This window comes from Flavobacterium sp. UW10123, assembly GCF_040538975.1.
Classification (GTDB): Bacteria; Bacteroidota; Bacteroidia; order Flavobacteriales; family Flavobacteriaceae; genus Flavobacterium.
The window spans coordinates 217,589-231,200 of sequence record NZ_JBEWQE010000011.1; the positions used below are offsets into that span (position 1 = coordinate 217,589).

The following is a 13,612-nucleotide window of genomic DNA, read 5'->3' on the forward strand; positions in this document are numbered from 1 at the left end:
TAATTTTACGTTTTAGTTTTTGTTCTTTTTCATTATTTCGTCCATCACGTCTAAAATAATAGCACAGCCTTCTCTAATTTCGTCTTCAGAAATAGTCAAAGGAGGTGTAATTCGTATTGCGCATCCTTCAAATAAAAGCCAGAACAAAATAAGTCCTCTGTCTTGACAAGTTAAAATGACTTCGTTGGTAATATTTGCCGATTCTGTCATTGCGGCAAGCATTAATCCTTTTCCTCTAACTTCTGTAATCAAAGGATGTACCAAAAGCGATCTGAAGAGTTTTTCCTTCTCTAGCGTTTCTGCCATTAAATTTGTTTCAGTTAATTCTTGCAAAGTTGCTAAGCAAGCTGACGCAATGACAGGATGGCCTCCAAAAGTGGTAATGTGCCCTAATTTCGGATTTTCTGTTAAAAGATCCATTTTTTCGGCAGAAGCTGTAAAAGCACCAACTGGCATTCCGCCACCCATTCCTTTACCCATCACTACGATATCGGGAACAACGTCGTAATTTTGGAAACCAAAAAGCTTTCCAGTTCTTCCGAAACCTGGCTGAATTTCGTCAACAATCATTAAGGCACCAACCTCATCGCATCGTTTACGAACTTTTTGAAGGAAATTGTTTTCTGGTTGAATAAAACCAGCTCCACCTTGAATAGTTTCTAAAAGAATCGCTGCTGTTCTAGTCGTTATTTTTTGCAGATCTTCTTCGTTGTTGAAAGTAATAAAATCAACATCTGGAAGTAGAGGTCTAAAAGCTTGTTTGCGTTCTTCAAATCCCATAACACTCATAGATCCCATGGTGTTTCCATGATAAGCGTTGTGGCAAGAAATAAGCTGGCTGCGGCCTGTAACGCGTTTGGCTAATTTTAATGAACCTTCAATCGCTTCTGTACCAGAATTAACCAAATAAGTTTTGTTTAAAGATTCAGGAAGCAGAGAAGCCATCATTTTGCAGTATTGAACCGCAGGACTTTGAGAATATTCTCCGTAAACCATTACGTGCGAATATTTATCCAATTGGTCTTTTATAGCTTGATTTACTCTTGGATGCTGATGTCCTAAAGTGCAAGCAGAAACTCCGGCTACGAAATCTAAATATTTTTTATCGTTTGTATCGTAAATGTATGAGCCAACGGCATGCGAAACTTCCATTCCGAGTGGGTAAGGAGAGGTTTGTGCTTGGTATTTTATAAAATCTGGATTCATTTTTTTAAGCTTCTAAGTTGCTGAGATGCTAAGATTCTAAGGTAGTCTTAGTTAAAGTTTTGAGTAAAATGCTAAACTGAACACTGTGACCGCGACTGAAAACTGTAACTTCGACTGAAAACTGTCACTGAGACTGAAAACTACTTGCTTTTAGCTTTCGTGTCTGTTTTAGGAGCAGGATTCTTCTTGTCGTAATTCAAAGTTTCTTTTCTGACTTTTAGCGGAACATTTTTGCCTTTTTCTTCTTCCTCTTTTCCTTGTTTAATCAGTTTGTCATTCTCTTCGTTTTCTTCTGCGGTAAAAATATCATCTTTGGATTTTATTCTTTCCTCACCTCGCCATTTCATTCCTCTCAGTTTACGAGCATTTTCGGGAAGTTCATCTTCAGGAAAAATATCTCCGTCTACTTTGTTGAAGAACGTAATAGTTTCAATGGCATTATTTTCTAATATCATGTTGATTTTACTGCTGACATTTTTATTGATTCCAATTAGTTCTTTGGCATCATTACGCATATAGTAAACTACTTCGGTATTTTTTATGACATCAACATCATGGAGTTTTCCATCCCGGAATTTTCCAAACAAATTGAGTCCCTTGACTTGGTTAAATCCTGTTCCGAGCGTGTCTTTGGATAAGACAAAAGTATTATTGAGTACTTTCAAAGAATCAATTTTTCTTGTTTTATTATCGCCAATCAGATGCATTATATCTCCTGTAATCTGATTCTCTCCGTTCCAAAGAATCGGATTTCCGATCAATTTTGTTAAGGCTATTTTAGAATCTGAGTGTATAGAATCACATTTACCGCTCATATCTGTTTTGTAGAAACGAACATTTTTATAAGCTCTTAAAATTCTTTCCCCTTCTTTTCCTGTAACCATTAATTTTTGTCCGTGAATGTAAACCGAGTCATTTTCGACAAGATTTACAGCGACAGCTCTTTTGGTTACAAACATTGAATCTTTCAGTTTGTAAAGCTCTGCATAATGGCCTTTTACAATTCCTTTATTGATAGAATCGGTAATTTTTACATTTCGTGTTGCCGAAGCAAATTCGGTATTTCGATTGTAGAATAAACTATCGCCTTCTATGCGCCGATCATCATACTTTATGTACGATTTTCGGAGAAAATGGGCTAAGTTTTTCTTCGTATCATAAAAACCTTTTTCGGTATAAATGTAATTAGCTTTACTAGTAATAGTTGAAGGACCAAGAAGATACGTATGTCCAGAGTTGCTGTAATAATCCAAATGGTTTGATTTAATTACATATTTCGGATTTGTAATTGTAACTTCAGTTAAAAACTGGAATTTTTTTTCTTTTACAAAATATCTTCCAGATTTGCTCACCAAAGTATTGTCTTTATTGACTATTGTACCTTTTGTATTGTAAAATGCTTCTTGAGTATTTCTGTCAAAATTAATCGTATCAGTGCGCAAAGTTGCGTCTGGTGAAGTTAAAACAGCATCTCCTTTAGCGAAAGCTTTTTTTTCATTACCGCTATATTCAGCGTATTTACTATTCAGAAATAAAGTATCTCCCTGTACTAATTGTACATTTCCAAAGGCTTTTAGATAATTCTCTTTTTGAAAAAAATAGGCTTTATTGCAAGTTAATACCACGCCATCGTGATTTACTTTTACATTTCCGGTAAGTAAAAGCGCATCTGGTACATTAACCTGATCTACATCAGAAAAGTCAGCATTTTCGATGACGATTGTTTTTGGAGATTGTGCAGGTTTTTTTGCTTGCGCGAAAGTGAATTGAACGCTTAAAAAAGACAGGCAAATAAATATGAAAAAGAGTGATTTCTTCAACTGATTAAATTTTTGTCAAATTTATAAAAAAGGATAGAACCTATGGCTGTTATTAGGATTAATTTATAATAAGTCATTAACAGTTTAAAGTCAGATTTAAGTGTCATTTAATTTTTCAACAAAATCTTAAACTCTCACGTTGTAGTAGTTGTATTTTAGACCAAAAACATTGTAAATTAGATAAAACGTTTTCGGAGTTTTAAAAAATAAGCTATTTTAGAAAATTGTTTCGATGCTTTTTCGTTTTTGAAACTAAAGAAAGAAGATAAGAATAGCCCAAAATATATGATAAGTAAAAAAATTATTGCAGCCGGAATTACATTAACGGTTCTATTTTCAGCCTGTAAAACAAAAGACTTAAAGATGAGCACAGCAAAAGAAGAAACTGCAACAGAAAAGAAAGTTGTAGTTTATCAAGTTTTTACACGCCTTTTTGGAAATAAAAATACAAACAATAAACCATGGGGAACCATTGAAGAGAATGGTGTCGGAAAGTTTAATGATTTTACCGATAAAGCGCTCCAAGAAATAAAAGATTTGGGTGTTACCTATGTTTGGTATACAGGAGTTCCGCATCATGCTTTAGTACATGATTATACGGCTTATGGAATTTCAAATGATGATCCAGAAGTAGTAAAAGGGCGTGCCGGTTCTCCTTATGCTGTGAAAGATTATTACAATGTAAATCCAGATTTAGCTGTAAATCCTGCAAAACGGTTAGAAGAATTTGAGGCTTTAATTAAGCGTACTCATAATGCAGGTTTGAAAGTAATTATTGATATCGTTCCAAATCATATTGCGAGAAAATACGAAGGAAGATCAAATCCAGAAGGAGTAAAAGATTTCGGAGCAAATGATGATGTTGCAGTTGAATACAAACGCGACAATAATTTCTATTATATTCCGCAACAGCATTTTGAAATTCCAGATGGGGATGTTCCTTTAAATGGAGAAAAAAATCCGCTTATTGATGGAAAATTTGACGAGAATCCTGCAAAATGGACAGGAAATGGTTCTCGTAAAATTAAGCCAGATCAAAATGACTGGTACGAAACCGTAAAAGTAAATTACGGAGTACGTCCAGACGGTACTAAAGATTTTCCTGAACTTCCTGCTGGTTTTGACCAAAAATCGTATCAAGAGCATTTTGCTTTTTGGCAGGATAAAGACGTTCCTGATTCTTGGAAGAAATTTAGGGATATTGCTTTGTACTGGACTGCGAAAGGAGTGGACGGATTTCGATATGATATGGCTGAAATGGTTCCGTACGAATTTTGGAGTTATATGAATTCTTCCATTAAAATGAAAAATCCAAATGCATTTTTATTGGCAGAGGTTTATAATCCGAATGAGTATCGCAATTATATTCGTTTAGGAAAAATGGATTATCTGTATGATAAAGTTGAAACGTATGACAAACTGAAAGATGTTATTCGCGGAAAATCTTCTCCAGACGAATTGACAAAAATCCAAAACGGAATGGCGGATATTGAACATCATATGCTTCATTTTCTAGATAACCATGATGAACAGCGTTTGGCAAGCCCAGAATTTGCTAGAACGCCAGAAAGAGGAAAACCTTTAATGGTGGTTTCGGCAACAATTAGCACTTCGCCAACAATGATTTATTTCGGACAAGAAGTAGGAGAGGCTGGAAACGAAGATGCAGGTTTTGGAAAACGCTCTAGAACATCAATTTTTGATTACATCGGTGTTCCAAATCATCAGCGTTGGATGAATGGCGGTAAATTTGATGGAGGACTGCTTTCTGAATCTGAAAAACAGCTTCGTGATTTTTACAAGCGTTTACTGAATTTTACAATTAATAGCAATGCCTTGATGGGAAGTTTTGAAGAAATTCAATCAGTAAACAGACAAAACAATGAAGGTTACGATACGTTGCTGTATTCTTATGCACGCTGGTCAGAAAATCAAAAGCTAATTGTAGTGGCTAATTTCTCTTCTGAAAAAGGAAGTGAATTTGATTTGAAAGTGCCTTCTTCACTTATTTCAAAATGGAATTTAAAAGATGGAGAATATCAGTTAAAAGATCAGTTGTATCAAGATAAAACTTTTGTATTGAAAGTTCAAAATGGGCAAGGAGAAGCTAAAATCTCAATTCAACCTTCAGAATCTTTGATTTTAGGAATTGATGTCAAGCCAATTGAAATATTATAAATAGAAAACGTGTTTAGTGTATCCTAAACACGTTTTTTTTTATTTTAAATCTTTATCAGCAAAGAAAAAATCTCTTTTATAGAAAATGTTGCTCCGCAGACAAATTCGTCTGAAGCGCCATAATAAATCGTCAGTGTATCGCTATCAGGGTCGAAGATATGTCCGTTTGTAAAAACGACATTTCCAAAGAATCCGCTTAATTCATAATTTGTTTTAGGAAACATGATTGGGGTTTCTGTTCTTGAAATTACTTTTGTAGGATCTTCTAAATCCAATAAAAAAGCGCCTAAACAATATTGATGGAACTCGTTGGCTCCGTGATAAATTTCTAGCCAACCCAATTCTGTTTTTATAGGAGCGGCTCCTGCACCAACTCTTTTACTATCCCAACTTTCTTTTCTGGTTTTGATAATGCATTTATGATTTCCCCAATGAATGCCATCTGGAGAAGAGGCAATCCAAATGTAATTTCCTCCAATATCTACACTACTTGGTCGGTGCAAAGCATAAAATAAGCCGTTTATTTTTTCTTCAAAAATAGCACAGTCTTTATTGTGAGGCGGAAATATCATTCCGTGTTTTTGGAAATTTTTCCAATCGGTTGTGGTTCTTAAGCCAACGCCAACACCACTAGGAGAAACAGAAGTAAAAGTCAGGTAATATTTGCCTTCAATTAAAGAAACGCGACAATCTTCGATTCCGAAAGTTTCTAGTATTCCTTCGCCAACCAAATGCGGATAGTTTTCAGGTTCATAAAATCGTTTTCCATCTTCACTACACAATAAACGAATATGTGATAAAGTGGTTAAATAATCAATTCCTTGATAATTAATTACACGAGCATCTGTTGCAATAAGTTCTGGATGATTTTTTAGAATTTCAATAATTTGGATTGTTCCAGCTTCTGTTAGAATTGGAAACGAAATGCTATTTTCAATTTGTTTTGGTCTTTCAGCAACACGTACAGCCAGCCAGATTTTATTTTGGAACCGAAAAACACCTGGGTTTAATAGGCATGTGATTTCTAAGCCTTCTCTGCTTGGCGGTAGATCCGATGGAGATACTATAGGGTTTTCTGTAAAACGATTGGCAATGTCTTTCATGATCTTCGTTTAAGTACCTAAAAGGTATAAAAAAAAGCTGATACTTACTTGTATCAGCTTCTTTTCTATACTTTTTTAACCTTTTTGAGTGCTTCAACGTAATATTCGTTTACTTTTTCCCAATTGATGTGATTGTAAAAAGCATCAATATAACTGCCTTTTCGATTTTGATAATCTAAATAATATGCATGTTCCCATAGATCAATTCCCATAATTGGAGTGCCCGGAATCAAAGCATTTTTCATCAATGGATTATCCTGATTGTCTGTTGTAGTAATTTGTAATTTACCATATCGATCCACAACCAGCCAAACCCATCCAGAGCCAAACTGCTTTTCTGACTGCGCTTTAAATTGATTCGTCAAATTATTAAAAGAACCAAATTCTTTGTTAATAGAACCAGAAAGTGTATCTTTTGGTGTCTGCTCTTTTGGAGTCAGAATATTAAAATACAAAGTATGATTGTAATATCCACCCGCATTTTGACGAAGCTTTAAATTTGTAAGCGGCATTTTTTTCAAAATGTCTTCAATAGGCATATTTTCAAACTCAGTCGAAACAATTTCTTTATTAAAAGCGTTGGTGTACGACAAATAATGTTTAGAATAATGGGTTTCTAAAGTTAAGCTTCTAATGTCTGGTGCAAGTGCATCGTAGTTAAATGGCAATTTCGTCATTTCAAAAGAACCAGGATCAGCTTTAACATCATTTGGTGAACCAATAGTTATTTTTTCTTCTTTTGTTGGAAGAGGAACTTCAACTACTTCAACCAGCTTATCTTCTTTACAGGAAAATAATAGTAAAAATGAAGCTAAAGTGCTGAAAAGTACAACGTTTTTCTTCATAATGTTTTTATTTTGATGTTAATGAATTGATGATTTCGATATAACTTTCTTTGGCTTCGTCTACAGACATATGGCTTATTTGCATCCAAGCGTTAGTTTTAAAAGCATCTCGCAAATCAAAATTTTGAGATTGATTATAAACTGCTGTTCCAAAAGTAGCCTGTTTGTAAAAAGCATAAAGTCTTAGCTGCACGTCTTGCGGCAACGAAGCCTGTGTCATTGTCATAGCAACTTCGACGGCATCAGCAAAGCGAATATCTAAATCTTTATCAGCCATTTATGCTTTTGTAGCAATAATTGTTTTTCCACCAATTGCTTTTTGATTTAACTCAACATTAATTGGTGTACCTAAAGGTAAAAATAAATCTACTCTAGATCCAAATTTAATAAAACCAGCATCAGTTCCCTGAACAACCTGCATTCCTTCTTTAGCGTAGTTTACAATTCTACGAGCCAAAGCTCCAGCAATTTGTCTGTATAAAATAGCGCCAAAAGTTTCGTTTTCAATCACTACAGTAGTTCTTTCGTTTTCTTCACTTGCTTTTGGGTGCCAAGCAACAAGGAATTTTCCAGGGTGGTATTTGCTAAATTTAATAATCCCATCCATTGCGTAACGTGTTACGTGCACATTGATTGGCGACATAAAGATAGAAACCTGTAAACGTTTGTCTTTAAAATATTCTCCTTCATAAACTTCTTCGATAACCACCACTTTTCCATCAACTGGAGCTAGGATGTAATCGCTGTTTCTAACTGCAATTCTCTTCGGGTTTCTGAAGAATTGTAAAATAATAATCAAAATTACAAGCGCTGCAATTTGAACAAGCATTCTAAGCCAATTGATATCTATAAATCTTTCAGCAATTAAAAGTACAGCTACAGTAAATACAGTACCTAATAAAATGGACGGGCCTCCCTCTTTATGAAACATAATATAAAATTTGATAAAATAAAAATATAATTGGTGCTACAAATATAACACTATCTAATCGATCTAAAATACCTCCATGGCCGGGCATTATCGAACCACTGTCTTTTATACCTGCGATTCGTTTAAATTTGGATTCTATTAAGTCCCCTATAGTTCCAAAAATGCTCACAATTAATGCAATAATGGTCCAGATTAAGATCGATGTGTTGCTAAATTCAGGTTTAGGCTGAATGTAGAGTTTAGAAATCAAAAAGCCAGCAAAGGCAGCAAAAACAACACCACCAAGAAAGCCTTCGATTGTTTTTTTAGGAGAAACACGTTCAAACAGCTTGTGCTTTCCCATTGATTTTCCTACTAAGTAGGCAAAAGTATCGTTGGTCCAGATTAAAACAAATAATCCTAGAATGATTTTCGGATTATAATCATTTGTTCCAAAAGAGATTTTTACAATAAAAATAAATGGGAGCGTAATATATCCAAGCAGGTATAAATATTTTGAAGAAGTGCTTATTTTTTGAATAGAATCATAAAATAAGAATATAATGCATTTAATAGAAACGACAATTGTAACAGCTAGAAGAACTAAGTCTAGTTGTTTGATGTTTATTTCCAGGTTTACATCCAAATTAAAAGAGTCATTTAAGAATTTGCTGGTCTGTTTATTGTAATGACTTACTAAAATAGTAGTAGTATAAACCAGTATTCCAAAAAATATAGAAAACACTTTATTCAGGTTAACTATATTAGAAAATTCATATATCGTAATAATTAAGAAAACACCAAAAAGGGTAATGAAGCTTTCAGTCGAAAACAATATTGAAGTTAATAATAAAGCAATATAAACAGCACCAGAAATGGTTCTCTTCAGCGTTTCGTTCATCTTAAAGATCTTCTAAAAGCAATAAATAAAGGTTTTTCGCAACACTTCCGTATTGTGTAAAATCTTCGTCTTTCGCTTTTTCGAAATATTTTATTGTAGTGATATTAGTAGGATAGTCTCTTTCGTACTTGCGTTTTATAGCGCTTAATCCATCGCTTTTCATTGGAAGGATTTGGCTGGTTGTAGCTATGATGACAATATTTGCAGGTAATTCGTTTGGTTTATTTTGTTTAATTTGTCTGGATGAAAATAAAATAGAACCTTCATCGGCAATAAGGTTTTCGCAACTCGCTAATAAGAACCTCGGTTTGGTTGGTGCGCTGTAAAATAGTTTGTTTTCTTCTAATAAACCAAATAAAGCAGGCTCATAACATAAAACTTCTTGTTCAAACCAATCATTTTCTTCTAAAATATTTTCAAACTGTTCAGAAAGTTCTCCCGTGTTTTCGCAGTACAAAAATTTACCTCCATTTTTTTTGAAGTTGAAAATAAATTGCTCGTCTAAGGATAAATGACTGTTCTGCGCAGAAGTTCCTGCATATTCGCTTTCGTTCTCCTCGTCAGAAGCGGCCTCACTAGAGCCAAATATTTTTTTGAAAAAATTCATTTTTTATATGAAATGCTTTACATGTTAATTGAAAACGTTCAAAGATAAAAAAATCTTAATTCAAAAGGGTGTTTTGAATTAAGATTTTGAAAAATATTATTATGTATTTGGTAATTCGTTATGAAACTACCTCTTCTAAATTTTTGTCAAATGTGCGTTTTCCGAATATATTTTCTAAGTCATCTTTAAAGATTACTTCTTTTTCAATCAGGATATCAGCAAGTTGATTTAATTTATCTTTGTTTTCCTCTAAAATCTGAATCGCTCTCTGGTATTGACCTTCGATTAAATCTGAAATTTCTTTGTCAATAATTTTTGCAGTTTCGTCAGAATATGGTTTAGAGAAATTGTATTCGCTTTGTCCAGATGAATCGTAATATGTAACGTTACCGATTTTATCATTCAATCCGTAAATTGTTACCATTGCACGAGCCTGACGAGTTACTTTTTCTAAATCGCTTAAAGCTCCAGTTGAAATTCTGTCGAAAGTTACTTTTTCTGCAGCTCTACCACCCATTGTAGCACACATTTCGTCTAACATTTGATCTGTTCTTACGATTTGTCTTTCTTCTGGCAAGTACCAAGCAGCACCTAAACTTTGTCCACGAGGAACAATTGTAACTTTAATAAGCGGAGCAGCATGCTCTAACATCCAGCTCACAGTTGCGTGGCCAGCTTCGTGAATAGCAATTGCTCTTTTCTCTTCTGGAGTAATGATTTTGTTTTTCTTTTCAAGACCACCAATAATTCTATCAACAGCGTCAAGGAAATCTTGTCTGTCAACTGCAGCTTTATTATTTCTAGCAGCAATTAATGCAGCTTCGTTACAAACATTAGCAATATCAGCACCTGAGAAGCCTGGAGTTTGTTTTGCTAAGAAATCTAAATCAAGACCTTCAACTTTTTTGATTGGAGCTAAATGTACTTTGAAGATTTCAGCTCTCTCTCGAATGTCTGGTAAGTCAACAAAAATTTGTCTGTCAAAACGTCCTGCACGCATTAAAGCTTTATCTAACACGTCAGCTCGGTTAGTTGCAGCTAAAACAATTACGTTAGAGTTTGTACCAAAACCATCCATTTCTGTCAGTAATTGGTTTAATGTATTTTCTCTTTCGTCGTTTCCGCCAGACATATTGCTTTTTCCTCTTGCTCTACCAACAGCATCGATCTCGTCGATGAATATGATAGCAGGAGATTTTTCTTTAGCTTGTTTAAATAAGTCACGTACACGTGAAGCACCAACTCCTACGAACATTTCTACGAAATCTGAACCAGATAAAGAGAAGAAAGGTACTTGAGCTTCACCAGCAACTGCTTTTGCCAATAAAGTTTTACCAGTTCCCGGAGGCCCTACAAGTAAAGCTCCTTTTGGAATTTTACCTCCAAGATTTGTATATTTTTCAGGGTTTTTAAGGAATTCAACTATTTCCTGAATTTCTTCTTTAGCACCTTCTAAACCTGCAACATCTTTAAATGTAGTTTTGATATCTGTTTTTTCATCAAACAATTTAGCTTTAGATTTTCCTATATTGAAGATCTGTCCGCCACCTCCAGCGCCTCCGCCAGACATTTTACGCATAATGAAAATCCATACACCAACAATAATGATGATAGGAAGTAGGCTGATTAAAATATCGCTCCAGTTGTTTTTTTGAAGGAAGTTAAAGTCTTTCAATTTTCCTTCACTAACTGCTTTTTCTAGTTTAGTCTGAAAGATTTGATCATTACCAATTTCCAAAGTGTAATGTGGACCTTTGTTTGGCTGTTTGAAAATATCTTCAGCAACTTTTTTGTTTGCTGGGTCTTTAAGAGCCGCAGCATTCAAATATACCTCAGCTTCTGCCTTGTTGTAAACAATTACTTTTTCAATCTGTCCTTTTTCTAGAAGGGTATTGAATTTAGAAGAAGTTAATTGAGCAGGTTCGCTTAAGCTTGATCCTCCTGTGGCAAAACTTATGAATAAAAAAACTAAAAGTATTGCGGTGTATATTAACCAAGGACTTATTTTAAATTTATTCGGATTTGGATTATTATCTTTAGCCATTTAATGAAAGTTTCTTTAGTATTTGTTCTCGATTGAAGTTATTTTGGCATCGCCCCAAAGGCTTTCGATGTTGTAATATTCACGAATGTGTTTTTGGAAAACGTGTACAACAATATGTACATAGTCCATTAAAACCCATTCTGCATTATCTGTTCCTTCTACGTGCCAAGGTTTATCTTTTAAGTCTTTTGATACGATTTTTTGAATTGAGTTTACGATGGCGTTAACTTGGGTGTTTGAGCTACCGTTGCAAATAACAAAATAGTCGCATACAGCTGTATCTATTTCTCTTAAGTCAAGAATATCGATATCATTTCCTTTTACTTCCTCAATCCCTTTGATTATGTTCGCCAGTAGAACATCATTATTAATAGTCTTTTTCGCCATGAATTATTTTATATGAATTTGTAAAGTTACCAAATTTTGTGATTATTTTTGAACCTTAACAAAATATTAAATTAAGATATTTAAATTATTTAATGAAACTAATCAAACTCGATGCCATAGATTCAACAAATGACTTCCTAAAGGCTTTGGCAAGTCAAGATGAACTGGAGAATTTTACAACGGTAACAGCTGAAAATCAGACAAAAGGGAAGGGTCAAGTAGGTGGCGTATGGAAGACTCAAGCTGGTAAAAACTTAACTATGAGCGTTTTGATTAAAGATTTCCTCTTTAATAACGACGAAGTTTTCAATTTAAGTCTCGTTGTATCTTTATCGGTTGCAGAGGTTTTAAAAACATTAAATATTCCTGATATTTGTATAAAATGGCCAAACGACATTCTGTCATATAATAAGAAATTGGTTGGCATATTAATCGAAAATACCTTAAAAAGTAATGGCAGAATCGTGTCAGTTGCGGGAATTGGAATCAATGTCAATCAAACTGATTTTAGCGAATTGCCAACTGCTTCTTCTATGTCAGTGATTGCAGGCAAATCTTTTGATAAAGAAGAATTGGCAGTTTTAATTGTGGAAAAACTAAAAGAAAAAATCCAATTGTGGAATACCTCAGCACAGACTTTTTGGGACGATTATTTCAATTTTTTATTTAAAAAAGGAGTTCCAACAGCGTTCAGAGATAACAGTAACCAAGATTTTATGGGAATCATTCAGGGTGTTTCTCCAATTGGTAAACTACAGGTTTTGCTAGAAGATGATTCGATTGCCGAATTTGAGATTAAGGAAGTTAAAATGCTTTACTAAGTTGCTAAGGTTCTGAGATGCTAAGATTCTAAGTTTTTTTATTTTAATCTCGCAAAGATTCTAAGTTAGTAATGGTTTAATTTTAAAATAAAACTTTGCGTCTCTGCGACTTTGCGAGAGCATAAAAAAAATGTCCAACAATAGTCGGACATTTTCATTTATAATTCACCATTATTAAAGCTTGTTCATATTGTTTGCTAAAGTTTCAATAAACTTACTGATTGGACCTTTAACCATCATTGCCATCATAGCGTTGAATTCTCCTTCAAAGAATAATTGAACCGCACTTTCTGAATCAGAAACTGTGTCAATGTTTGAAGTTAGTGTAAAAGGAAGTTTATCGCTTGCAGCACCCAAAACGATTTTGTTTGGAGCTACTTTGTCCTTCATTTTTAATTTGATTTCCGGCATCCCTTTCAATCCAAAAATAAAAGCGTCTTCGCCAGTCACTTCAAATTTAGCGATATTGTCTGGCATTAATTTTTCGAAATTCTTTACGTCAGTCAGTTGATCAAATAAATCCTGAGCTGATTTCTGAACAGTAACTTTTGGACTTTCTAAGTTCATATTGTTTTTTGTTTTTGTTTTTTTAACGCAAAGTGCGCTAAGGTTTTTTATATGTTAGGTTTTGAAAAAAAACACAAAGTTCGCAAAGCTAAAACTTTAAATAAACTCCAAAAGGAGCAGAGCGACTTTTAGAAAATCTAAAATCTAAAATCTAAAATCTAAAATCTAAAATCTAAAATCTAAAATCTAAAATCTAAAATCTAAAATCTAAAATCTAAAATCT

Annotated in this window: 13 protein-coding genes; 2 read left to right on the plus strand and 11 right to left on the minus strand. The window is 33.9% G+C overall.

What is annotated here, in order from left to right; translation table 11 throughout:
• Window positions 1–12: 12 nt before the first annotated feature.
• Together ABXT06_RS14720 and ABXT06_RS14725 are read right to left on the minus strand one after the other, a co-directional pair.
• Window positions 13–1,206 (minus strand): aspartate aminotransferase family protein, encoded by a 1,194-nt coding sequence (locus tag ABXT06_RS14720; protein ID WP_354591422.1) that lies wholly within the window; start codon window positions 1,204–1,206, stop codon window positions 13–15.
• Between the two features lie 140 nt (window positions 1,207–1,346).
• The gene (locus ABXT06_RS14725) at window positions 1,347–2,993 is read right to left on the minus strand and encodes an OstA-like protein (protein WP_502909046.1); all 1,647 of its coding nucleotides are present in this window, start codon (window positions 2,991–2,993) and stop codon (window positions 1,347–1,349) included.
• Between the two features lie 318 nt (window positions 2,994–3,311).
• Between ABXT06_RS14725 and ABXT06_RS14730 the strand changes: the two genes are divergently transcribed.
• Window positions 3,312–5,204, plus strand: coding sequence for an alpha-amylase family protein (locus tag ABXT06_RS14730; protein WP_354591424.1), 1,893 nt, complete (start codon window positions 3,312–3,314; stop codon window positions 5,202–5,204).
• Window positions 5,205–5,248: 44 nt separating this feature from the next.
• On the opposite strand, the gene ABXT06_RS14735 is transcribed toward ABXT06_RS14730, so the two are convergent.
• The 8 genes from ABXT06_RS14735 to rsfS form a co-directional block, all read right to left on the minus strand.
• A complete protein-coding gene (locus ABXT06_RS14735) occupies window positions 5,249–6,307 on the minus strand; it encodes a glycoside hydrolase family 130 protein (protein ID WP_354591425.1) in 1,059 nt (352 codons plus the stop codon).
• A 65-nt stretch (window positions 6,308–6,372) separates the two neighbouring features.
• Window positions 6,373–7,152, minus strand: coding sequence for a superoxide dismutase (locus tag ABXT06_RS14740; RefSeq protein ID WP_354591426.1), 780 nt, complete (start codon window positions 7,150–7,152; stop codon window positions 6,373–6,375).
• 7 nt (window positions 7,153–7,159) lie between these two features.
• Window positions 7,160–7,429, minus strand: a complete 270-nt coding sequence (locus tag ABXT06_RS14745) for an acyl-CoA-binding protein (protein WP_354591427.1) — start codon at window positions 7,427–7,429, stop codon at window positions 7,160–7,162.
• The gene (locus ABXT06_RS14750) at window positions 7,430–8,083 is read right to left on the minus strand and encodes a phosphatidylserine decarboxylase family protein (protein WP_354591428.1); all 654 of its coding nucleotides are present in this window, start codon (window positions 8,081–8,083) and stop codon (window positions 7,430–7,432) included.
• Window positions 8,073–8,963: a phosphatidate cytidylyltransferase gene (locus ABXT06_RS14755; protein ID WP_354591429.1), complete on the minus strand. Its 891-nt coding sequence runs from the start codon at window positions 8,961–8,963 to the stop codon at window positions 8,073–8,075. Before ABXT06_RS14755 ends, ABXT06_RS14750 begins: the two co-directional genes overlap by 11 nt.
• A 1-nt stretch (window position 8,964) precedes the next feature.
• Window positions 8,965–9,570, minus strand: a complete 606-nt coding sequence (locus tag ABXT06_RS14760) for a lactate utilization protein B/C (RefSeq protein WP_354591430.1) — start codon at window positions 9,568–9,570, stop codon at window positions 8,965–8,967.
• A 118-nt stretch (window positions 9,571–9,688) separates the two neighbouring features.
• Window positions 9,689–11,614, minus strand: a complete 1,926-nt coding sequence (gene ftsH / locus ABXT06_RS14765; RefSeq protein ID WP_343705913.1) for an ATP-dependent zinc metalloprotease FtsH — start codon at window positions 11,612–11,614, stop codon at window positions 9,689–9,691.
• 15 nt (window positions 11,615–11,629) lie between these two features.
• Window positions 11,630–12,001 carry a ribosome silencing factor gene (gene rsfS / locus ABXT06_RS14770; RefSeq protein WP_095930844.1) on the minus strand — a complete coding sequence of 124 codons (372 nt, stop codon included), beginning with the start codon at window positions 11,999–12,001 and terminating at the stop codon, window positions 11,630–11,632.
• A gap of 92 nt (window positions 12,002–12,093) precedes the next feature.
• Here rsfS and ABXT06_RS14775 point away from each other — a divergent pair, with 92 nt between their 5' ends.
• Window positions 12,094–12,822: a biotin--[acetyl-CoA-carboxylase] ligase gene (locus ABXT06_RS14775; RefSeq protein ID WP_354591431.1), complete on the plus strand. Its 729-nt coding sequence runs from the start codon at window positions 12,094–12,096 to the stop codon at window positions 12,820–12,822.
• 174 nt (window positions 12,823–12,996) lie between these two features.
• On the opposite strand, the gene ABXT06_RS14780 is transcribed toward ABXT06_RS14775, so the two are convergent.
• Window positions 12,997–13,389 carry an SRPBCC family protein gene (locus ABXT06_RS14780; protein ID WP_111283220.1) on the minus strand — a complete coding sequence of 131 codons (393 nt, stop codon included), beginning with the start codon at window positions 13,387–13,389 and terminating at the stop codon, window positions 12,997–12,999.
• Window positions 13,390–13,612 lie beyond the last annotated feature (223 nt).